This window comes from Microbacterium marinum, assembly GCF_014204835.1.
Lineage (GTDB): Bacteria > Actinomycetota > Actinomycetes > Actinomycetales > Microbacteriaceae > Microbacterium > Microbacterium marinum.
The window spans coordinates 2,510,620-2,532,189 of record NZ_JACHMD010000001.1 but is presented as its reverse complement, the minus strand read 5'-3'; the positions used below and the strand labels follow the sequence as shown (position 1 = coordinate 2,532,189).

At 69.9% G+C, this 21,570-nt stretch carries 23 protein-coding genes; 13 read left to right on the top strand and 10 right to left on the bottom strand.

Annotation, left to right across the window (positions count from 1 at the left end; genetic code table 11):
* Window positions 1-2: 2 nt before the first annotated feature.
* Window positions 3-1,337, bottom strand: coding sequence for an MFS transporter (locus BKA24_RS12460; protein WP_343066121.1), 1,335 nt, complete (start codon window positions 1,335-1,337; stop codon window positions 3-5).
* Between the two features lie 142 nt (window positions 1,338-1,479).
* On the opposite strand from BKA24_RS12460, the gene rpsO reads away from it, so the two are divergent.
* Window positions 1,480-1,749, top strand: coding sequence for a 30S ribosomal protein S15 (rpsO, locus tag BKA24_RS12455; RefSeq protein ID WP_018187174.1), 270 nt, complete (start codon window positions 1,480-1,482; stop codon window positions 1,747-1,749).
* A gap of 81 nt (window positions 1,750-1,830) precedes the next feature.
* Here rpsO and BKA24_RS12450 read toward each other — a convergent pair whose 3' ends face one another.
* Both BKA24_RS12450 and BKA24_RS12445 read right to left on the bottom strand, forming a co-directional pair.
* Complete coding sequence (locus BKA24_RS12450) at window positions 1,831-2,841, bottom strand: isopenicillin N synthase family dioxygenase (RefSeq protein ID WP_184218672.1); 1,011 nt, start codon at window positions 2,839-2,841, stop codon at window positions 1,831-1,833.
* An 82-nt stretch (window positions 2,842-2,923) separates the two neighbouring features.
* The gene (locus BKA24_RS12445) at window positions 2,924-3,433 is read right to left on the bottom strand and encodes an Lrp/AsnC family transcriptional regulator (protein ID WP_184218670.1); all 510 of its coding nucleotides are present in this window, start codon (window positions 3,431-3,433) and stop codon (window positions 2,924-2,926) included.
* A gap of 120 nt (window positions 3,434-3,553) precedes the next feature.
* Between BKA24_RS12445 and ald the strand changes: the two genes are divergently transcribed.
* Window positions 3,554-4,648, top strand: coding sequence for an alanine dehydrogenase (ald, locus tag BKA24_RS12440; protein ID WP_184218668.1), 1,095 nt, complete (start codon window positions 3,554-3,556; stop codon window positions 4,646-4,648).
* On the opposite strand, the gene BKA24_RS12435 is transcribed toward ald, so the two are convergent.
* Window positions 4,645-5,805, bottom strand: coding sequence for an acyltransferase family protein (locus BKA24_RS12435; RefSeq protein WP_184218666.1), 1,161 nt, complete (start codon window positions 5,803-5,805; stop codon window positions 4,645-4,647). The genes ald and BKA24_RS12435 overlap by 4 nt on opposite strands.
* A gap of 104 nt (window positions 5,806-5,909) precedes the next feature.
* Here BKA24_RS12435 and BKA24_RS12430 point away from each other — a divergent pair, with 104 nt between their 5' ends.
* Window positions 5,910-7,136 (top strand): CE1758 family FMN-dependent luciferase-like monooxygenase, encoded by a 1,227-nt coding sequence (locus BKA24_RS12430; RefSeq protein ID WP_184218663.1) that lies wholly within the window; start codon window positions 5,910-5,912, stop codon window positions 7,134-7,136.
* Entirely contained in the window at window positions 7,133-7,777 is a 645-nt protein-coding gene (locus BKA24_RS12425; protein WP_184218661.1) for a CE1759 family FMN reductase, read from the top strand. The genes BKA24_RS12430 and BKA24_RS12425 overlap by 4 nt, the downstream gene beginning before the upstream one ends.
* On the opposite strand, the gene BKA24_RS15645 is transcribed toward BKA24_RS12425, so the two are convergent.
* A complete protein-coding gene (locus BKA24_RS15645) occupies window positions 7,778-8,536 on the bottom strand; it encodes a DedA family protein (protein ID WP_343066120.1) in 759 nt (252 codons plus the stop codon).
* Between the two features lie 9 nt (window positions 8,537-8,545).
* On the opposite strand from BKA24_RS15645, the gene BKA24_RS12415 reads away from it, so the two are divergent.
* Window positions 8,546-10,516, top strand: coding sequence for a GDSL-type esterase/lipase family protein (locus BKA24_RS12415; protein WP_184218658.1), 1,971 nt, complete (start codon window positions 8,546-8,548; stop codon window positions 10,514-10,516).
* Window positions 10,517-10,589: 73 nt separating this feature from the next.
* On the opposite strand, the gene BKA24_RS12410 is transcribed toward BKA24_RS12415, so the two are convergent.
* Entirely contained in the window at window positions 10,590-10,772 is a 183-nt protein-coding gene (locus BKA24_RS12410; RefSeq protein ID WP_184218655.1) for a DUF5302 domain-containing protein, read from the bottom strand.
* A 296-nt stretch (window positions 10,773-11,068) separates the two neighbouring features.
* On the opposite strand from BKA24_RS12410, the gene BKA24_RS12405 reads away from it, so the two are divergent.
* From BKA24_RS12405 to BKA24_RS12375, 7 genes are all read left to right on the top strand, one after another.
* The gene (locus BKA24_RS12405) at window positions 11,069-13,348 is read left to right on the top strand and encodes a polyribonucleotide nucleotidyltransferase (RefSeq protein ID WP_184218651.1); all 2,280 of its coding nucleotides are present in this window, start codon (window positions 11,069-11,071) and stop codon (window positions 13,346-13,348) included.
* A 210-nt stretch (window positions 13,349-13,558) separates the two neighbouring features.
* Complete coding sequence (locus tag BKA24_RS12400) at window positions 13,559-14,575, top strand: aldo/keto reductase (RefSeq protein ID WP_184218648.1); 1,017 nt, start codon at window positions 13,559-13,561, stop codon at window positions 14,573-14,575.
* Window positions 14,576-14,680: 105 nt separating this feature from the next.
* Complete coding sequence (locus BKA24_RS12395; RefSeq protein ID WP_184218645.1) at window positions 14,681-15,280, top strand: histidine phosphatase family protein; 600 nt, start codon at window positions 14,681-14,683, stop codon at window positions 15,278-15,280.
* A gap of 50 nt (window positions 15,281-15,330) precedes the next feature.
* Complete coding sequence (locus tag BKA24_RS12390; protein WP_184218642.1) at window positions 15,331-16,182, top strand: aminoglycoside phosphotransferase family protein; 852 nt, start codon at window positions 15,331-15,333, stop codon at window positions 16,180-16,182.
* 45 nt (window positions 16,183-16,227) lie between these two features.
* Complete coding sequence (locus BKA24_RS12385; protein ID WP_184218638.1) at window positions 16,228-17,049, top strand: TSUP family transporter; 822 nt, start codon at window positions 16,228-16,230, stop codon at window positions 17,047-17,049.
* A 10-nt stretch (window positions 17,050-17,059) separates the two neighbouring features.
* Entirely contained in the window at window positions 17,060-17,872 is an 813-nt protein-coding gene (gene dapB / locus BKA24_RS12380; protein WP_184218635.1) for a 4-hydroxy-tetrahydrodipicolinate reductase, read from the top strand.
* A complete protein-coding gene (locus tag BKA24_RS12375; RefSeq protein WP_184218632.1) occupies window positions 17,869-18,318 on the top strand; it encodes a hypothetical protein in 450 nt (149 codons plus the stop codon). Before dapB ends, BKA24_RS12375 begins: the two co-directional genes overlap by 4 nt.
* Window positions 18,319-18,320: 2 nt before the next feature.
* On the opposite strand, the gene BKA24_RS12370 is transcribed toward BKA24_RS12375, so the two are convergent.
* The 4 genes from BKA24_RS12370 to BKA24_RS12355 all read right to left on the bottom strand — a co-directional run bounded on the left by BKA24_RS12370 (window position 18,321) and on the right by BKA24_RS12355 (window position 20,727).
* Window positions 18,321-19,211: a TIGR01777 family oxidoreductase gene (locus BKA24_RS12370; protein ID WP_184218629.1), complete on the bottom strand. Its 891-nt coding sequence runs from the start codon at window positions 19,209-19,211 to the stop codon at window positions 18,321-18,323.
* Window positions 19,204-19,629 (bottom strand): OsmC family peroxiredoxin, encoded by a 426-nt coding sequence (locus tag BKA24_RS12365; protein WP_184218626.1) that lies wholly within the window; start codon window positions 19,627-19,629, stop codon window positions 19,204-19,206. The genes BKA24_RS12370 and BKA24_RS12365 overlap by 8 nt, the downstream gene beginning before the upstream one ends.
* 104 nt (window positions 19,630-19,733) lie before the next feature.
* Window positions 19,734-20,297, bottom strand: coding sequence for a DUF4395 domain-containing protein (locus BKA24_RS12360; RefSeq protein WP_184218622.1), 564 nt, complete (start codon window positions 20,295-20,297; stop codon window positions 19,734-19,736).
* The gene (locus BKA24_RS12355; protein ID WP_184218620.1) at window positions 20,290-20,727 is read right to left on the bottom strand and encodes a TlpA family protein disulfide reductase; all 438 of its coding nucleotides are present in this window, start codon (window positions 20,725-20,727) and stop codon (window positions 20,290-20,292) included. The genes BKA24_RS12360 and BKA24_RS12355 overlap by 8 nt, the downstream gene beginning before the upstream one ends.
* Window positions 20,728-20,821: 94 nt before the next feature.
* On the opposite strand from BKA24_RS12355, the gene thyX reads away from it, so the two are divergent.
* Window positions 20,822-21,565 carry an FAD-dependent thymidylate synthase gene (gene thyX, locus BKA24_RS12350; protein ID WP_184218617.1) on the top strand — a complete coding sequence of 248 codons (744 nt, stop codon included), beginning with the start codon at window positions 20,822-20,824 and terminating at the stop codon, window positions 21,563-21,565.
* Window positions 21,566-21,570 lie beyond the last annotated feature (5 nt).

Here is a 21,570-nt window from a genome sequence, read left to right as displayed (position 1 = left end):
CCTCACGGCTCGGGATGCCGTGCGTCGTACGACCGGAATCGGGGTGCGAACCGCACGAGGGTCGCCGTCAGCGCGACGATGATCAGCCCGCCGACAACCTCCGGCACCCAGAGTGCGGCGACCGTCGAGAAGACACCGACGTAGAGCGCCCCCACGCGGGGCCCACCCGCGACGACGACGATGAAGACGCCCTGGAGTCGTCCGCGCATCGCGTCGGGCACCGCCGCCTGGAGCATCGTGTTCCGGTAGATCGAACTGACGTTGTCGGCGGCGCCGGTGATCGCCAGTGCCGCGCATGCGGCGGCGATCATGGCGGCGTTCGGCGTCGTGGCATCCACCCCGCCTTCTGCGCCAACGCCGAGCTGAGCCATCAGCAGGACGAGGCCGAACAGGGCGATCGCGGAGCCGTAGACGGTGATCGCTCGGGCGATCCCGATGCCGTGGAAGGGGAAGCGCGCCACCTGCCCCGAGAACACGCTCGAGAGCAGGGCACCGATCGCGATCGAGGCGGTGAGCAGACCGGTCGTCACGGGACCGCCGCCGAGGAGGACGGCACCGATGGCCGGGAACAGCGCCAGCGGGTGGCCGAACGTCATCGCGATGATGTCGAGGATGAACTGCAGCCGGATGTTGCCCGCGCGTCGGAGGAAACGCCAGCCGTCGACGAGCGACGCGAGCCCGGGCTTCACGATCTCACCCTCGGGGCGAACCGGAGGGAGGGTCCAGAGCCCCAGGAACAGCGCCGACATGAGTGCCACGTCGATGGTGTAGGTCCAGCCGTACCCGACCGTCGCGACGAGGACGCCTCCGAGGGCAGGACCGACCGCGACCATGATCCCCATCGCGATCCCCTGCAGAGCGGATGCCGCGGCGAGGAGATCGCGGGGGAGGAGCCTCGGCACGATGGCCTGCCGGGTCGCCATGACCACGGAGTTCGCGGCGGAGTTGACCACCGACAGGACGTAGAGCCACACCACGCTCTCCGCGCCGGTCCAGGTGAGCGCCATGAGGAGCACCGTCGAGACGAAAGTGATGGATGCCGCGCCGAGGGCGAGCGCGCGCCGGTCGACGGCATCGGCGAGCATGCCGCCGTAGAGGCCCGCGAGGATCATCGGAACGAGCCCGGCGACGGCGATCATCGCCACAGCGAAGCTCGATCCGGTGAGCTCGTACATGTGGAGCATGACCGCGACGATGGTCAGCTGCCCGCCCAGGCCTCCGAGGGTGGATCCGAACCACATGCGTGCGAACGGTGCGCTCGCCGTGAGTGGCCGGAGGTCGATCAGATGGTCTCGTCGGATGCCGGGGAATCGGCGGGGCGGCACGGCGGATGGCACCGTTCGAGGCTACCCGCCGCGCGGTGCGCGGCCCGCCGTGCGACTGGTAGACTCTTGTGGTTGCCGTTCGATCGGCCGCGGATAAAGAGAGCCCTCGCATCAGGCGTCGGGCGCCGCGCAACGAAGAGGAAGGGGATCACCTATGGCACTGGAAGCAGACGTCAAGAAGGCGATCATCGAAGAGTACGCGACGCACCCCGGTGACACCGGATCCCCCGAGGTGCAGGTCGCGATGCTGACGCAGCGCATCAAGGACCTCACCGAGCACCTCAAGGAGCACAAGCACGACCACCACTCGCGTCGTGGTCTGTTCCTTCTCGTCGGTCAGCGCCGCCGTCTCCTGGGCTACCTCCAGGACGTCGACATCAACCGTTACCGCTCGCTCATCGAGCGCCTCGGCCTCCGTCGATAAGGCATCGCTGCCAGCGTTCAATCGCGCAGAACATTCTTGAGAAGGCCGCTCCACGGTGTGGGGCGGCCTTCGTCGTTGCGCTCAGGCGCGGGCGGCCACCAGGTCGGCGTGCCAGATCTCGGCGACGTCGGGGTGAGCCCGCAGGCGCGACTTCAGCGCGTTCTCTCCGTGGAGGCCGTAGATCGGGTTGGCCGGATCCTGTGCGACGCCGCGCGCGTGAGGGGCGAGTTCCGCGGGCAGGTCGATGCGGGGGAGCTCTGCGTCGAGGGACGGGTTGAAGAAGAACGGCACCGAGATCCGATCGTGCGGCGCTCGCGGCGAGACCACCCGGTGATCGGTGGCGGTGAGGTACCCGTCTGTGGCCACCTCGAGGAGTTCGCCGATGTTCACGACGAACGCTCCGGGCACCGACGGAGCGTCGACCCAGACGCCGTCGCGACGTACCTGGAGGCCGCCCTTGCCGGGCTCCACCCACAACAGGGTGAGAACGCCGGAGTCCTTGTGCGCGCCGACGCCCTGCTGGGGTTCCGGGTCCGTCGACCCGGGGTAGCGGACGATCTTCAGCAGCGTCTGGGCCTCACCGAAGTGGTCTTCGAAATAGGTCGCGGGGGCGCCCAGCGCTTCGGCCCACGCCCGCAGGAGCTTGCGTGCGACCTCCGAGAGCAGGGACGTCCACTCCTCGACGAGCGGGCGCAGCTCCGGCTGAGCGCTCGGCCAGAGGTTCGGGCCGACAAGCACGGCGTAGTCGGGGGCATCGGGGTCGTCGATGGCGGGGCGTTCCGGACCGATGTCGATCTGCTCCCGCCAGTCGACTTTGCCCTGGGTGCGCTCACCGCCGATCCGCGTGTACCCGCGGAAGTGCGGACTCTTCGTGTTCTCGATCTCCAGCTTCTCCGCCTCGGACAGGTTGAAGAAGTCACGCGCGGCGCGGTGCAGTCGGCCTTCCAACTCGGGCGAGACGCCCGTGCCCGTCAGGTAGAAGAACCCCACGTCGTGCGTCGCGCGGCGCAGCTCCGCGCGGAAGCGTTCGGCCGCCTCCGGCCCGTGGTCGAGGAGGGAGAGGTCGAGGACGGGGAGGTTCAGCTCGGACATGGTCCGAGGATAAGCAGGGCCCTGTGAGGGTCGGCGCAATGTTGCCCCGCGTTACCCGCCCGACCGCGGTGTGCGGGCGTCTTCAGTGGAAGGGTGCCGCGACGCGGTTCCGGTGATAGTCGAAGATGATGCTCGTGCGGGTGTTGGCGACGCTGCGCTGTGCGGAGAGGTGCTCGACGACGAACGCGCGCACCTCGCTCGAGTCTCCGACGGCGATGTGGATGAGGAAATCGTCCGACCCGCCGAGGAAGAACATCTGTATCACCTGCGGGAGACCGCGCACCTCCGACGCGAAGTCGACGATGCTCTCCTGGCGAGATCCGGGTCGCAGGGTCACGTGGACCATCGCGTGCAGCCCCGCCCCGACGACGCGTTGATCGACACTCGCGTGGAATCCGGTGATGACCCCGCGGTCGATGAGCCCTCGCGTCCGCGCGTGCGCGGTCGACGGGGCGACGTCAAGTCGCGCGGCGAGCTCGGCGTTCGACAGTCGTCCGTCGCGGGCGAGGGCCGCGACGATCGCGCGATCCAGCTCGTCGAGGACATTCGTCGGTGGGAGATTCTTCGACGTGGAGCCCGCATGTGACGGCATCCGCCCTCCTTTCGCATGATTGCAACGCGATCTGCCGAAGATTCTGCCATCGTCACCCGCTCGAAACGAACCCTGTGCAGGATTTTCCCGCACCCACTCATCGACGAGGAGCGAGAGACCATGCGCATCGGCATCCCCAGCGAGATCAAGAACAACGAGAACCGCGTGGCCATCACGCCCGCCGGGGTCGATGCGCTGGTGGCCCGAGGTCACCACGTGCGGGTGCAGTCCGGTGCCGGCGCCGGGTCTCGGATCTCGGATGCCGACTACGAGGCCGCCGGGGCGGTCGTGGTCGGCGAGGCGGCGGCCGTCTGGGGCGAGGTGGAACTGCTGGTGAAGGTGAAGGAGCCGATCGAGCAGGAGTACTCCTTCCTGCGCGACGATCTGACCCTGTTCGCCTACCTCCACCTTGCTGCGGATCGACCGCTCACCGACGCCCTCCTCTCGTCGAGGACCACAGCCGTGGCGTACGAGACGGTGCAGCTGCCCGACCGCTCGCTCCCGCTCCTGTCGCCCATGAGCGAGGTCGCGGGTCGGATCTCCATCACCGTGGGTGCGTATTCGCTGATGAGCGCCGCCGGCGGACGGGGAACCCTCCTCGGCGGGGTCGCGGGGACCCCGAAAGCCAAGGTCGTCGTGATCGGCGGAGGCGTGGCGGGTGAGCACGCAGCCGCGAACGCCCTGGGGATGGGTGCGGACGTCACGGTCATCGATGTCTCTCTGCCACGGTTGCGCGAGCTGGAGAAGCGCTACGCCGGGCTGCACACGCGGGCGTCGAGCCGATACGACATCGCCGAGCAGGTGGCCGTGGCCGACCTCGTGATCGGTTCGGTCCTCATCCCCGGCGCGGCTGCCCCGAAACTCGTCACGCTCGACATGGTGGCGGGCATGAAGCCGGGCGCCGTCCTCGTCGACATCGCGATCGATCAGGGCGGCTGCTTCGAGGGTTCGCGGCCCACAACGCACGACGCGCCGACGTTCACGGTGCACGACGCCCTCTACTACTGCGTCGCGAACATGCCGGGCGCGGTGCCTGAGACCTCGACGCGCGCGCTCACGAATGCGACGCTGCCCTACCTCCTGTCCCTGGCGGATCTCGGCTGGGATGCCGCTGCGGCGGCCGACCCGGCGCTGGCGAAGGGGCTCAACACCATCGACGGGCGGGTCGCGAACGCGGGAGTCGCCGCGGCGTTCGGGATGGCCTTCGCGGGCTAATCGGCGGCGCCGGTGCCGCCGTCGCGTCGCTCGGGCTGCGGGGAGCGCGAGCCTGTGTCGGGTCGGCGTGACCCCGTCGGGTCGTTGCGTCGGGTATCCCGGCGCGTGAGCGAGGGATCCGCGAACAGCCAGCCGGGCCGCGGCTCGATGAGCGGCCGGAACAGGCGGCGCACCGGGCGGGACGCCAGCCCGACCGTGATCACGATCGAGAGCAGGATCACCAGCGGCAGGAACACCCAGGTGGGATCGAGATCGCGGAGGATCCCCGACTCGCGGAACGGGTACAGCACGAAGGAGTGCAGCAGGTACACGTACATCGTGTACCGCCCGATCGCCGTCCAGCGGTATCCGCCACGGGGGATCAGCGCGAAGAACGCGACGCTGAGCACGACGGCGATGAGCATCAGGGCGAGACGGACGCCGCCCGCCCACCACTCGGTGCCGCCGATGGCGGCGTAGTTCTCGTCGTAGAAGAGCCACTGGCGCAGGTTCATCGCCTCGAGTTCGTTCACGAACCGCCAGGAGATGAAGGCGGTGACGGCGAACAGGAGCGCCGCTCCGATCCGGAACGAGAGGCGGCGACGCCGCAGGAGATCCCGCTTCTCGAGGATCTTGTGGTGACTCAGCCACCATCCGAGGGTGAAGAACGGCAGGAGCCCGAGGGTGCGTGAGAGGGACAGTGTCGAGTCGACGTTGGGGAGGTAGCCCACGGACAGCGAGATCAGCACCGTCCACAGGAGCGGCCACCGGAGGAGGGCGAGATAGGGGAGGACCACTCGGAAGATCGCGAGGGCGAGGAGGAACCACAGCGTCCACGACGGCTGGGTGAGGTTCGGGTTCGCTTCCCCCTCGAAGACGAGCTTGGTCGCGGTCCAGAGCCCTTCGAAGATGACGTACGGCAGGACGATGTCGGTGAGCACGCGCGTCATCTGCCGCCGGTTGGGCGGATCCGACTTGGAGAAGTACCCCGAGATCAGGGCGAACGCCGGCATGTGGAACGCGTAGATCAGGAAGTACAGACTCAGTGCGATGTCGGAGTCGTAGGTGAGGCGCTGGATGGCATGACCGAGCACGACCAGCAGGATGCAGGCCGCGCGCGCGTTGTCCCAGATGGGGACGCGCCGCGTGCGGGGGGCGGCGGGGGCGGCAGTGCTCATCCTGGCCAGCGTACCGGCGGGAATAACCTGGACACGACCGCGTTGACTTGGGTACATTCAATTGCATGAATCGGGCGCGATGCGTCCGGAAAGCGAGAGAGATCGTGAGCGACACGACCACCACCTGGCCCGGCGTCCAGTTCGGCATCTTCACCGTCACCGACATCACGCAGGACCCCACGACCGGTCACACCCCCAGCGAGCGTGAGCGCATCTCCGCCACGGTCGAGATCGCCAAGCACGCCGAGGAGGTCGGGCTCGATGTCTTCGCCATCGGCGAGCACCACAACCCGCCGTTCTGGTCGTCCTCGCCGACGACCGCGCTCGCCTACATCGCGGCTCAGACCGAGAAGCTGATTCTGTCGACCTCGACGACGCTCATCACTACGAACGACCCGGTGAAGATCGCCGAAGACTACGCGATGCTCCAGCACCTCTCCGGCGGTCGCATGGACCTCATGCTCGGCCGAGGCAACACCGGCCCGGTCTACCCCTGGTTCGGTCAGGACATCCGCCAGGGCGTGCCGCTCGCGATCGAGAACTACGCGCTGCTGCACAAGCTGTGGCGCGAGGACGTCGTGGACTGGGAAGGCAAGTTCCGCACATCGCTCCAGGGCTTCACGTCCACCCCGCGTCCGCTCGACGGTGTGCCGCCGTTCGTCTGGCACGGTTCGATCCGCACCCCCGAGATCGCAGAGCAGGCCGCCTACTACGGCGACGGGTTCTTCGCGAACAACATCTTCTGGCCCGCCGAGCACTACCAGCGGCTCATCGGCCTGTACCGGCAGCGGTGGCAGCACTACGGGCACGGCGCCCCCGAGACGGCCATCGTCGGGATCGGCGGGCAGGCGTTCATGGCCAAGAACTCGCAGGACGCCGTGGCGCAGTTCCGCCCGTACTTCGACAACGCCCCCGTCTACGGCCATGGGCCGTCGATGGAAGACTTCACCGAGATGACGCCCCTCACCGTCGGGTCGCCGCAGCAGGTCATCGACCGGTACGCCGGCATGCGCGATCTCTTCGGCGACTTCCAGCGACAGCTGTTCCTCGTCGACCACGCCGGGCTCCCGCTCAAGATGGTCCTCGAGCAGCTCGACTTCCTCGGCGGCGAAGTCGTGCCGGTGCTCCGCAAGGAGCTCGCCCAGAACCGCCCCGCCTCCGTGCCCGACGCGCCGACCCACGCCGCGCGCGTGGCCGCGACCTACGGCGACGGACCCGTCCGCGACGCCCGTCCGCGCGCCAACCGCGGCGACAACCTGTCGGGTCCGAGCCCCTACCAGGACACCCCGGCTCCCGCAGGTGCCGCCTTCGGCGTCGGCGGCGCACGATGACCGCGCGTCGGATCGCGGTCGTCTCCGCGGGGCTGTCCAACCCGTCGTCGACGCGGATGCTCGCCGACAAACTCGCCGCGGCGGCGCTCGCCGACCTCGCGGGGCGAGACGTCTCGGCATCCGTCGACACGTTCGAACTGCGTGAGTACGCGCACGACATCACGAACAACCTGCTCACCGGGTTCGCGCCGCCCGCGCTCGAGACGATGATCAACGCCGTGGTGTCGGCCGACGCGCTCATCGTGGTGACGCCGATCTTCTCGACCAGCTACTCGGGCCTCTTCAAGTCGTTCATCGACGTCCTCGACCCCGACGCCCTGAACGGGATGCCGGTCCTCATCGGAGCGAACGCCGGCACCGCCCGGCACTCGCTGGCCATCGACTACGCGATCCGCCCGCTGTTCGCCTACCTGCACGCCGAGGCCGTTCCCACCGGTGTCTTCGCAGCGTCGTCGGACTGGGGCGCGAAGGCGGACGACGTGAAGCCGCTGTCGGCGCGGATCGAGCGGGGTGCGCGTGAGCTGGCGGATGCCATCGCCCGGCGTCCCGCAGCGACCGGGCTCGATCCCTTCGACCCCGAGTCCTACCTGGGTAAGGGCGGTTCGTTCGGCCACCTGCTGGGCGGGCTCACGGGCGAATGATCAGGCTCGGCGTCGTCCGCTCACCCGGGCGACGACGACGTCGATGACGGCGCCGAGGGCGATCGCGACGACGATCGAGAGAATGACGGCGACGAGCGGATCGCGGGGGAGCAGCGCGCCGATCGCCGCACCGATGACCGCCTGGTAGATCGCCCAGGCGGTGCCGGCGACGGCGACGATCGTGAGGTACCTCACCGCCGGGACGCGCGTGGCGCCGGCGGTGAGGTTGACGGCGAGGCGCGCGAACGGGATGAACCGGGCGGTGAACACCACCGTCGCCGTTCCGCGCGCGAGCCGGCGTCCGGCCCAATCGAACGCGTCCTGCACGCGGCGGTGGCGCATCCAGCGCCAGCGGCTCAGCCCGATCGCCCGCCCAGCCGCGTAGCAGAGCGCGTCGCCGCAGAATGCCGCTGCCGCGGCCACCGCGATGACGGCGAGGAGGGGCGGCGAGCCGATCGACACCGCGAGCGCTCCCGCCGCGCTCACGGCGACCTCGCCCGGGATGACGACGAGGACCGCGTCGAGGAGGACCAGTGCGAACAAGAGCGGAAGCGTCCAGGGGCCGTCGGCGACGCCCGCGAGCAGATCGGCGAGCACGTCCCAGCAGTACCGTCCGTCGGTGAACGGCGGGCGAACGACGACGCGGGCGGACGCGGGAACGACGCGCGGGAGACGTGACGGTGACGTGCCGGGGGAGGGTCGGTGAACTCTCCGCGACAGGGGCGCGGACGCGGTCGCGCGGGTCTTCCGTGCGGGCACCCTGAGGGTGTGAGAGTCGCGGTCATCACCGAGTCCTTCCTCCCCCACATGAACGGGGTCACCGGTTCCGTGCTGCAGGTGCGGGACCATCTCGAGCGCGCCGGGCACGACGTCTTCGTCGTCGCCCCGGCGGTCCGCAGGCACGCGCTGGGGATGCCGGGTCGCTCGGTCCCCTCCATGCCGCTGCCGTCGTATCCCGCCGTTCGGGTGTCGGCGCCCCCGTCTGTGACGATCGCGCGCGACCTGCGCCGGTTCGGGGCGGACGTCGTCCACCTGGCTTCCCCATTCCTCTTGGGCTGGCAGGGTGTCATCGCCGCGGAGTCCCAGCGGATGCCCTCGGTGGCCGTCTACCAGACCGACGTCGTCGCGTACACGGCGAGGTACGGCATCCCGCAGGCGACGGCGCTCGCGGAGGGGCACGTGAAGCGGCTCCACCGCCGCGCGACCCTCACCCTCGCCCCCTCGGAGGCGGCGCGCACGCAGCTCGAGGGCTTGGGCGTGGACCGGGTCGCGCTGTGGGGACGCGGCGTCGACGGCATCCGATTCTCCCCCTCACGCCGCAGCGAGGCGTGGCGCCGCCGCGTCGCGGCGGGAGAGACGATCGTCGGGTACGTGGGGCGGCTCGCGCCGGAGAAGCAGGTCGAGGATCTGGCGGCGCTCGCCGGCATCCAGGGGGTGCGCGTCGTCATCGTCGGCGACGGCCCGTCGCGGCCGTCACTGGAGCGGGCGCTGCCGGAGGCGGTGTTCCTCGGGCATCTCCAGGGTGACGAGCTCGCGACGGCGATGGCGAGCTTCGACGTGTTCGTGCACCCGGGCGAGAGCGAGACGTTTGGGCAGACGATTCAAGAGGCGCAGGCGAGTGGGGTGCCGGTGGTCGCCACGGGTCGTGGGGGTCCGCTCGACCTCGTCCGCAGCAGCGTCGACGGCTGGCTCTACCGTCCCGGTGACCGCGATGATCTGCGGGCCCGTGTCGAGGACCTCGTCGGGGACGCCGCGAAGCGGCGCGCGTTCGCAGCGTCAGCGCGCGTCGCCGTGTCGGGCCGCACGTGGTCGAGTCTCGGCGCCCGTCTTCTCGAGCACTACGACCGTGCGCAACACCTTGCGCGGCTCGACCGCGACCTGCGCGTGAGGGTCTGGCCCCGTCCTGAGCTCCCCGGGGCGGGCGGCGCCACTTCAGCGCCCCACGAGCGGCGGTGGTCGCGCTATGTCGCGCTGGGCGACTCCATCACCGAAGGACTGTGCGACACGTCTCGGACGCCGGACGGTGCGTTCCGTGGTTGGGCCGATCGCCTCGCGCAGCTGCTGGCGCTCTCGGGGAACGATCGGAATCCCTTCCGCTACGCGAACCTCGCCGTGCGCAGCCGTCGCGTGCGTCATCTCCTCGAAGAGCAGCTGCCGCGGTGCCTGGAGCTCCGGCCCGATCTCGTCTCGATCCTCATCGGCGCCAACGACCTGGTCGGTGGACCCGTCGACATCGATGGCCTCGCGGGCGAGGTGGGCGGAGCCGTGCGCGCCCTGCGCGCCAACGGGTGCGATGTCCTCCTCGCGACCGTCTTCCTTCCCGAGCGCGCCGCGGCCGGGTTCCTGGCCCGCAGGTTCGCGGCGTACAACGCACGGCTGCGGACGATCGCGCGGGAGACCGGTGCCCTGCTCCTCGATCTCGAGGCTCATCCCGAGCTCGCCCGCCTCGACCAGTGGGCCGACGACCGCGTGCACCTGCGCTCGCGCGGGCATCGATTCGTCGCCTACCGCGCCGCCGAGACGCTCGGGGTGCCGCATGCCGAGGCGCTGGCCGGGCTCGATGAGGCCTTCCATGTCGACGAGGACGTCCCCGCGCGAGGAACGTGGCTACGCCGCGACGCGCTGCCGTGGATCTGGCGGCGCCTGCGCGGCCGCACCGCAGGGGACGGGCTGACCGCGAAGTTGCCCGACTACGTGATCGTGAGCCGCCCCACCGGCCGGGCCACCCTGCCGCAATGACCGCACGCGCGACGAGGGGCCCGAACGCCGATGCGTCCGGGCCCCTCCTCCCCGCTCTGCGGTACCGCGCGGCTCAGCCGCTCTTGCGGCGGAACTCGCGCTTGGTGACGGCTGCGTGCGTTCCGTGAACGGCGGAGTCGCCGTCCAGGTGCGCCTCGCCGCGTCGGTGGTGGGCGTTCTTCTTCTCGAGCGCCTCGCGGAACTTCCGCTTCACGTCGTCGGATGCCGCGCCGGCGGACTTCTCGTCATCACTCATACGGCCACGATACGCAGACGGGAGGCGCGCTGATAGGCTGTTTCGGGTTGCCGTCTGGCATCCGCTCAACTTCACAGTGAGCTCCCATCGAACGATGGGTCCATGGAGCAGGCCGGCAGGAAGCTGGTCCCCTGTGGTGGGTTCCCCTCCGACAAGAGGGTGATCTTCCACTGGTGGCCAGCGCAGGCGGTACTCGCGGATGCGTCCGCGCGCTCATATCTGCCTGTTCCTGCTCCTTCGAACGACCCTCGCCCCTCACACGGAGGGACGAGGCTAAACAAAGAAGGAGAGACCTCTTGGAAGGTCCTGAAATCACCGCCGCCGAAGCTGTCCTCGACAACGGCCGCTTCGGCACCCGCACTGTCCGGTTCGAAACCGGACGACTGGCCCAGCAGGCGCAGGGCGCCGTGGCCGCCTACCTCGACGAGGAGACGATGCTCCTGTCGGCCACCAGCGCCGGCAAGCACCCCCGCGAGGGCTTCGACTTCTTCCCGCTGACCGTCGACGTCGAAGAGCGCTCGTACGCAGCAGGCAAGATCCCCGGCTCGTTCTTCCGTCGTGAGGGCCGCCCCTCCACCGAGGCGATCCTCGTGTGCCGTCTGATCGACCGGCCGCTGCGCCCGTCGTTCGTCGACGGCCTGCGCAACGAGGTCCAGATCGTCGTCACCGTGCTGTCGATCGCTCCGGGCGAGTACTACGACGCGCTCGCGATCAACGCGGCATCCGCGTCGACCCAGATCTCGGGTCTGCCCTTCTCCGGCCCGATCGCCGGTGTCCGCCTCGCCCTCATCCCGGGCCACGGCGAGCACGCCGACCAGTGGGTGGCGTTCCCGACGGCCGCGCAGGTCGACGAGGCCGTCTTCGACCTGATGGTCGCCGGTCGCGTGCTCCCCGACGGCGACGTCGCGATCATGATGGTCGAGGCCGAGGCCACCGAGAACAGCTGGAACCTCATCAAGGGCGGCGCCGTCAAGCCGAGCGAGGAGATCGTCGCCGGTGGCCTCGAAGCCGCCAAGCCGTTCCTCAAGCAGCTCGTCGAGGCGCAGGCGCAGATGGCGGCTTCGTCGTCGCGCGAGCCCGGCGTCTACCCGGTCTTCGCGCCGTACAGCTCCGAGGTCTACGACTTCGTCGCCGGCCGCGCGTACGACGACCTGGTGAACGTCTACCAGATCGCCGACAAGCAGGAGCGTCAGGCAGCCGACGACGTGGTCAAGGACCGCGTCAAGGCCGAGCTGATCGCCGCCGTCGAGGCCGACCAGCTTCCCGCCGGCGCGCCGATCGAGTTCTCCGCCGCCTACAAGTCGGTCACCAAGGTCGTCGTCCGCGGTCGCATCCTCTCCGAGGGTGTCCGCATGGATGGTCGTGGCCTCGCCGACATCCGTCCGCTCGACGCCGAGGTGCAGGTCATCCCGCGCGTCCACGGTTCGGCGGTCTTCCAGCGCGGCGAGACCCAGATCATGGGTGTCACCACGCTCAACATGCTCAAGATGGAGCAGCAGATCGACTCGCTGTCCCCGACGACGAGCAAGCGCTACATGCACCACTACAACTTCCCGCCCTACTCGACCGGTGAGACCGGCCGTGTGGGCAGCCCCAAGCGTCGCGAGATCGGGCACGGCTTCCTCGCCGAGCGCGCCCTCGTGCCCGTGCTGCCCAGCCGCGAGGAGTTCCCGTACGCGATCCGTCAGGTCTCCGAGGCGCTGAGCTCCAACGGCTCGACCTCGATGGGCTCGGTCTGCGCCTCGACCCTCTCGCTGCTGAACGCGGGCGTGCCGCTGCGCGCTCCCGTCGCCGGCATCGCGATGGGTCTCGTCTCCGACGAGGTCGACGGCCAGACGCGCTACGCCGCGCTGACCGACATCCTGGGAGCGGAAGACGCGCTCGGTGACATGGACTTCAAGGTCGCCGGAACGAGCGAGTTCATCACGGCGATCCAGCTCGACACGAAGCTCGACGGCATCCCGTCGTCGGTGCTCGCCGCCGCGCTGACCCAGGCCAAGGAAGCACGCATCACAATCCTGAACGTGCTCAACTCCGCGATCGACGCCCCCGACGAGATGGCGCCCACCGCGCCCCGCGTCATCAGCGTGCAGATCCCCGTCGACAAGATCGGTGAGCTGATCGGCCCCAAGGGCAAGACGATCAACGCCATCCAGGACGAGACCGGCGCGCAGATCTCCATCGAGGACGACGGCACCGTCTACATCGGCGCCGTCGACGGACCCTCGGCAGAGGCCGCGCGCGCGCAGGTGAACGCGATCGCCAACCCGACCAACCCCGAGGTCGGCGAGCAGTTCCTCGGCACCGTGGTCAAGCTGGCGGCGTTCGGCGCGTTCGTGTCGCTGCTTCCGGGCAAGGACGGCCTGCTGCACATCAGCGAGGTCCGCAAGCTCGCCGGTGGCAAGCGCGTCGAGAACGTCGAAGACGTGCTCGGTGTCGGTCAGAAGCTCCTCGTGCGCATCACGAAGATCGACGATCGTGGCAAGCTCTCGCTCGAGCCGGTTCTCGAGGAGGCAGCGGACCAGGAAGGCTCCGCCGCCGCCAGTGAGGGGCCGGAGGCCCCCGCAGAGGGCTGATCCCGAACGACTCGGACGCCCCGGCTCTCTTCTCAGAGGGTCGGGGCGTCCGTCGTCATACGTGACCGGTCGTGACGCAATAGTTATCGAAACATCCACGGGCACGCCCCGGAATGGACCAGGGGTGTCGGTGCCCTGCTCTACTCTCGGGAGTACGCATCGGGGGGTGCGTGGATTCACGCACCCTCGAATGCTCCGCAAGGAGGGGCGATGAACGTGTTCGGCTCGGCACACCCGCCGGCCGCCACCGCGCCCGAGCAACACCCGTCGGGGCCGCTTCCCGTGCAGGGCGTGCCGGTCGGGGAGGCGCTCCGCGTCAGTCTCGGGGAGACCGGATTCGACGTGTTCCCGCTCGTTCTCGGCGCCGCAGAGTTCGGCTGGCACGTCGACCTCCGCGCCGCGCACGCCATCCTCGACGCCTACCGGCTCCGCGGCGGCAACATTCTCCACACCTCCGACAGCTACGCGGCCGGGCGTAGCGAGCACGTCATCGGGCAGTGGTTCCGCAGTCGAGGGTCGCGCGACGAGACCGTCCTGACCGTGCGCGTCGGTCGGAATCCCGACAACCCGGGCCTCGGCTCGGTGAACCTGGTCCGCGCGGTCGAGGCCTCCCTCACGCGGCTCGGGACCGACCGCATCGACGTCCTCTACCTCGACGGCTCGGCGGATCGCGCGACCGTCCTCGAAGACACCCTCGCCACCGCGGAGTGGCTGGTGGAGACAGGCAAGATCCGGGCCCTCGCGGCATCCGGATACACGGCCGCCCAGCTGGTCGAGGCGCGCATCCTCTCCTCCGCCGGATATCCCCGATTCACCGTCCTCGACGTCGCCTACAACGTCTTGCGGCGAGACGAATTCGACGGTGACCTCCGACTGGTCGCCGGCGCGCAAGGCATCGCGGTGACGCCGTCGCAGGCGCTCGAGCACGGGTACCTCTCGGGGGCGCACCGCGATCGGGATCGTGTCGGCGGCTCTGTCCGGGGTCGCCAACTCGCCGCGAGCATGAACCGGCGCGGGGCGCGCACCCTCCGCGCGCTCGACAGGATCGCCGGCGAGCTCGCGGTGCCGCCCGCGGCGATCGCCATCGCCTGGCTGCTGGCGCAGCGAGTCGTCGTCGCACCGATCGCCAACGCATACGCCGTCTCGCATGTGGAGGAGCTCGTTCAGGGCGTCGGGGTGCAGTTGAGCCGCGCGCACCTGGCTGAGATCGCGCGCGCCGCCGAGTGAAGCCCGACGTCGATCGGGCGTGACGCTGCTTCGTCCGTGCCCTGACGTATGGTGGAGGACAGCCGCGGTTACCCGCGGCGAGGGACGACCGAAGCGAGCGATGACGTGACGCACTATCTCTATCTGGTGCGCCACGGTGAGCACCTCGACGCCGAGCACGGCATGGTCGACGGGCCGCTCTCGCCGCGTGGCCGCCGGCAGGCGGAGCTTCTCGCCGATCGCCTCTCCGGTGTGCCGCTGACCAATGTGTGGCACTCTCCTCTCGAGCGGGCCGCCGAGACCGCCCGGGCCGTCGCCGGACGGTTGCCCGCGGTCGACCCCGAACCCACCGCACTCCTGTTCGACTGCGTTCCGAGTGGGATGACGCCCGACACCCCGAGTGTGTACGAGCCGTTCTTCGGTGGCGTCACCGAAGCCGAGGTCGACGCTGGCGCGGCGCAGATGTCCGATGCCGTCGCGGAATTCCTCGCGCACCGCCCGAACGCGCACGAGTTGCTCATCACCCACAACTTCGTCATCGCATGGTTCGTGCGCCACGTGCTCGACGCGCCGACGTGGCGCTGGCTCACGCTGACTCAGGCGAACTGCGGTCTCACCGTCCTCGCCCAGCGTCCGGGGAGGCCGTGGACGTTGGTGACCCACAACGACCTCGCGCACCTCCCCATGGAGCTGCGCACCGGACTGCCCGAAGCGCCGCTCGTCTGAGGCCGGCTTCCGGACTCGCTCGGTCGGGACGGCGGCTCTAAGGTGGGCGGATGCCGCAGCCGCCCGCCGAGGTCATCCTCACCACCGCGTCGGTCGAGCGGTTGATCCGCGCGCAGCACCCCGACCTTGCGGCCCCCGTGCGCCCGGTGGCGCGCGGGTGGGACAACGCCGTCTACCGGCTGGGGGACACGTTGGCCGTGCGGCTCCCCGTCCGCGCCGTCGCGGCGCCGCTGATCCGCAACGAGCAGCGCTGGCTGCCCGCGATCGCGGCGCGTCTGCCGGTGGCCGTGCCGGCACCGCTCGCGGTCGGTGAGCCGGGGGAGAGCTTCCCGTGGCACTGGAGCATCGTCCCCTGGTTCTCGGGCACGCCGGCGTCGGCGGTCGATCCGCAGGCGCGCGACGACATCGCCGTCGAGTTCGCCCAGGTCCTCCTGGCGTTGCACACACCCGCACCCTCGGAGGCGCCGCACAATCCGGTCCGCGGGGTGCCGCTTGCCGCCCGCGCCGCCGCTGTCGAGCCGCGGTTCATCGACTCACCGCGACTCCGAGAGATCTGGCAAGACGGCTGCGATGCCCCGACCTGGCCGAATCCGCCGGTGTGGGTCCACGGCGACGTGCACCCCGGCAACCTCGTCCTCCAGAGTGGCGGCATCCACGCACTCATCGACTTCGGTGACATGTGCGCCGGAGATCCCGCGTGCGACCTCGCGATCGCCTGGCTGGGCTTCACCGCGGTGGGCCGCGCCCGGTTCATGGCGGCGCTGGAGGGCGAGTACGACCCGCACATCTGGACGCGTGCGCAGGCGTGGGCGGCCGCGATCGCCGCCCTCCTCGCCGACGCGGACGATGCCTGGCTCCGCGCGATGTCGGTGCACGCAGGCGCGGAGCTGACCGGGGCCTGAGCGCCTCGGTTTGGTCGTTGCCACCAAGGCGAGAAGAATCGATCGGTGCTCGATGGTCCGCTGCTCGCCGACTGGCTCCCGGTTTCGGCGGCCGCGCTCATCTTCCTCCTGGTCGCGGCAGGTGTCGCGGGATGGGTCGACGCCGTCGTCGGCGGTGGGGGCCTCATCCAGCTCCCGGCTCTCGTGATCGCGGTTCCGCAGGACGTCTCGACGCCGTACATCCTCGGGACGAACAAGCTGTCGTCGTTCTTCGGGACACTGTCCGCGAGCTGGGTGTACCTCCGCAGCATCCGGGTGCAGATGAACCTGCTCGTGCCGCTCGTCCTCGGCGCATTCGGCGGGTCCGCCGTGGGCGCCGCGTTGTCGAGATATGTGCCACGCGAGGTACTGACGCCGGTCGTGCTCGTCGCCGTCATTGCGGTGGCCGCCTACACGCTGCTGAAGCCGACGATGGGTCTGCATCACGAGCCGCGCCATCTCGGCAACCTCGCGGTCGGCTGGCGATCGCTGGTCATCGGGATCGGGGTCGGGTTCTACGACGGCATCCTCGGACCCGGGACGGGCTCGTTCTTCGTCATCCTGCTCGTCGCCGTGCTCGGGTTCGGCTTCCTCCAGGCGAGCGTCAACGCGAAGATCGCCAACCTCACCACCAACCTCGCCGCGCTCGCGGTGTACGGCGTGCACGGTGAGATCCTGCTCCTTCTCGGCGCAGCCATGGCGATCGCGAACATGAGCGGCGGTTTCATCGGAGCGAAGATGGCCACACGGGGCGGCAGCGCCTTCGTGAGGGTCGTCTTCCTGGTCGTCTTGTCGCTGCTGATCGTCAAGCTCGCCTGGGACACGGTCGTGCAGTTCACCGCCCCGTAGGCTGGGAGCCATGACGACGCGCGTTGCCCTCGTGGGTGGGACCGGCAAACTGGGCAGCATCATCGCCGAGGTGATCGAGGCGACCGCGGGATTCGAGACGGTCGCCGTCCTCGGATCGGCCAGCGATCTCAGCGAGATGGACGGCGCCGACCTCGTCGTCGACGCATCCACGCCCGCCGTCTCGGTGGACATCGTGCGCGCGGCGATCGATCGCGGCATCAACGTCCTCGTAGGCACCTCCGGCTGGTCCGCGGAACGCATCGCCCTGGTGCGTCCGCTCGTCGAGACCGCCGGGACCGGCGCCGTGTTCATCCCGAACTTCTCGCTCGGCTCCGTCATCGGCTCGGCGCTCGCCGCCGCCTCGGCACGGTTCTTCCCGTCGATCGAGATCGTCGAGACCCATCGTGAGACGAAGGTCGACTCCCCGAGCGGCACCGCCGTCCGGACGGCGGAACTGATCGCCGCGGCGCGCGCCGACACCGGTCCGGTCGAGGCCCCGCACGTCGACCAGCGTGCACGAGGTCAGCAGATCGCCAGCGTGCCCGTGCACTCCCTCCGCCGCCCCGGTGTCGTCGCCAAGCAGGAGACCATCCTGTCCGGCCCGGGGGAGTCGCTCACGATCGTCCACGACACCGTCGACCCGGGCGCGGCCTACGCACCCGGCATCCGCACCGCTCTGGCCGCAGCCCGCGACGCGCGGGGGATCGTGGTCGGCTTGGACTCGATGATCGACATCGGCATCCGCCTGCCGTCGTCGCCTCGTGCGGACGCACCCGTGGCCGACGACGCGTCGGGGCAGGCAGCCCGGGCCACCGGGGCATGAGCACCCGGATCGGCGTCGCGATCGTCGCTGTCGTCCTGGCGCTCTACATAGCCCTCGTCGGACAGCGTGCGGTCCTGCTCCTGACCAGTGGCGACGGCGTCGGCATCGCGATGGGAGTCGCGATGCTCGTCCTGCCTGTGGTCGCCGCGTGGGCACTGTGGCGCGAGCTGAGCTTCGGGTGGGGTGCCGCCAGACTGGGGCGACGGCTCGAAGACGAAGGCGCAGCGCCCGCCGAGGAGGTCGACCTCCGACCGAGTGGTCGCCCCGTCCTCGCCGACGCGGACGCGCTCTTCCCGGCATACCGCGAAGCGGTCGAGGCGTCCCCCGATGACTGGCGTCCCTGGTTCCGGATGGGACTGCTGTACGACGGCGCCGGCGACCGGCGCCGGGCGCGCAGTGCGATCCGCTCCGCGATCCGGCTCGAGCGTGCCGAGCGGCGCCGCTGAGCTCAGACGGCTGCCGCCACGGCATCCTCGACCGTGGGATGCCGGAACGCGAACCCCGACGAGGTGAGCGCGGCGGGCACCACGTGCGTGTCCACCGTGAGCAGCGCCTCCACGGCATCCTTTCCGAGCGCGAGCCGGAGAGCGAAGGCAGGCGCGCGCAGGACGTAGGGGCGGCCGAGGCGGCGCGCCAGGGCGAAGCCCAAATCATTCGCGGTCGCGCGCGTGGGGCCGGAGAGATTGACCGGTCCGGTGAGGCGGTGATCGATGACGTGCCGTATCGCGGCGATCTCGTCGTCGAGCGAGATGTACGGCCACACCTGCGTGCCGCGTCCGATCGGTCCGGAGACGCCCAGCTTCGTGAGGGCGATCAGCGGCTTCAAGACACCATCGCGGTGCACGACGGGGGCGGTTCGGAGCAGAGCCACGTCTCCTCCCGCGGCGACGGCCGCGCTCTCCCATTCGCCGCAGAGGTCGGAGAGGAACGCGTCACCGCGTGCCCCCGTCTCGTCGAACGTCCGACCGGCGCCGTCGGGCGGATAGTAGCCGACGGCCGACGAACTGACGAAGTGGGGCGCATCTTCGCCCAGGTCCCGTAGGGCGCGGGCGAGGGTCTGTGTCGGGTGGATGCGAGACCAGACGAGTTCGTGCCGGTAGCGGGCGGTCCACGGGAACCGCCCGATGCTGGCGCCATTGAGGTTCACCACGGCGCGGGCGCCCGCGAGGACAGCGGGGTCGAGGCGCTCACTGCCGGGCTCCCAGTGCACCTCTCCCGGACCGGTGGGCGCTCGGCGCACCAGGTGGACGACCTCGACGCCGTCCGCCGTCAGTGACTCCGTCAGCGCGCGCCCGATGAGACCCGACGCGCCCGAGACGACGACACGACCCTCAGGCAAGCGTCGCCTCGAGCGTGATCTCGATGCCGGTCAGCGCCGCCGAGACGGGGCATCCCGTCTTCGCCTCCTGCGCGATCCGGTCGAAGTCGACGGCGGAGAGCCCGGGCACCGTCGCGTTGACGTTCAGGTGCGACCCGGTGATCCCGGTGCCGGGGATGAACGTCACGGATGCCGTCGTCTCCACGCTTTCGGGAGGGGTGCCGTTCTGCGCGAGTGCGTGCGAGAGCGCCATGCTGAAGCACGACGAATGGGCGGCGGCGAGAAGCTCCTCGGGAGTCGTCACGGACGTGGATCCCTCGCTGCGGGCCTTCCAGTTCACCGGCAGCGGGCCCTGGTTTGAACTCTCCAGCGCGATCTCGCCGGAGCCCTCTGCGAGGCTCCCCTTCCAGCTGGTGGTGGCTTCGCTCGTGACGCTCATCGGGTGCTCCTCGCAGGATCGGGGTCGATGCGGCCGAGCCTAGACCGGGCGTCGATCCGGCGGAACGCCTTGACGCGCGGCATCCATCGTGAGATCGAGCGCGCTCAGGCGGTGCGCCCCACAAGGCCGGCGCGCTGGAGCAGCAGCCAGAGCTGGCAGCCGAGGCACAATCCGAACACCGCGTTCAAGAAGGCGGCGACGAACGCCAGGCCCGCCGCGACCGGCAGCGCATACGGGACCCCGATGAGATGCAGGACGAGCCCCACCCCAGTGACGACCAGGCCGACTCCCTGCGCGAAGCGGGGCGGGCGCGGATCCTCCAGCTCGGTCGGCGGCGCGAGCCGCGGCTGGACGACCTTGCGGTAGAGCACGCCCCAGGGCGCGGTGCGCGGTGCGACGACGCCCCAGAGGAACAGCAGTGCGATGACGAGCACCGCGATGAAGCCGGGGTCGGCGATCCGGGCGAGCAGGGGAGAAGCCGGCAGGACGAACTCGGCCGGCACGATCTGCTTCTGGCTCCCGTCGGCGAAACTGATGAACCACTCGATCCCACCGCGTGCCGTCGAGATCCCCACGAGCGCGAGGAAGGTCGCGACCAGCAGCAGGACGGCCGTGATGGATGCCGCGAACCGCGGCCCGCGGGGATCGATTCCACGCACCTCAGCCATGACGCACTCCCGTTCGCACGCGATCGAGCTCCATCTCCACGACGTGGCGGCTGGGGGTGCCGCCGAACCGCGTCTTCACGACGCCGTGCCGGTCGAGGATGAGCGTGGTGGGGGTCTGCAAGACGTGGAAGTGCTTGGCGATGTCGGGTCGGTGCGTGAGGTCGACGTCGAGATGGAGGACGCCGTGGTTGTCGTCGGCGATGGCGCGGAGCGTGCGGTGCACGCCAGGGCACCGACTGCACATCTCGGTGCTGAACTGCAGCAGCGTCGCGCTGTCGCCGAGGGCCGGGGCCCCGAGGCGTGTGGGCTCGACGATCTCGGACGGATCGAAGGGGCGCGGCCGGTTCTGCTGCCAGCGCAGGAAGAGACCCGCGCCGACGGTGGCCGCGAGGAGGGCGGCGAGCACGATGACGGCGGTGGTGAGATCCATGGCGCCTTCCACGGTAGTGGGCGTCGCGACTCGCCCGCTCCCGCCCAGCGCCCCGACGTCATCGTGCGTCACAGGCGCCGGTAGTGTGTGAGCCGTGAGTGAGCGCGCAGATTCCCCCGAGATCGAGTTCCGCAGCGATGTCGCCGTCGAGCTGGTGCGCTCCAGTGCCTCGGACAGCGACGTCCTGTTCGCCGCGCGTGTGTCGACGCAGGGCGAGCAGACCCTCGCCGCCGCGGCCGACGGCACCGAGGCGACGGGCCGTGACCGCGGCCTCATCAACTACCTCATGCGCGACCGCCACGGCTCGCCGTTCGAGCACAACTCGATGACCTTCTACGTGCAGGCGCCGATCTTCGTGTTCCGCGAGTTCATGCGGCACCGGATCGCCTCCTACAACGAGGAATCGGGTCGCTACCGGGAGCTCCGCCCCGTCTTCTACGTCCCCGCTCCCGAGCGCAACCTGCTGCAGGTGGGCAAGCCCGGCGCCTACGAGTTCCTCCCCGGCACGCCCGAGCAGGTCGCTCTCGTCGACGAGACGACCCGCACGGCGTCGATCGCCGCATTCGAGGCGTACCAGCGCATGCTCGAGGCCGGCGTCGCCCGCGAGGTCGCGCGCATCGTGCTGCCGCTGAACATCTTCTCGTCGATGTACGTGACGGTGAATGCGCGTTCGCTGATGAACTTCCTGTCGCTGCGCACGAAGCGCGAGGGCACCCATTTCCCGTCGTTCCCGCAGCGCGAGATCGAGATGTGTGCCGAGAAGATGGAGAACGCGTTCCGCGAGCTGATGCCGCTCACGTACGCCGCTTTCAACGCGAACGGCCGCGTCGCCCCCTGACTCGC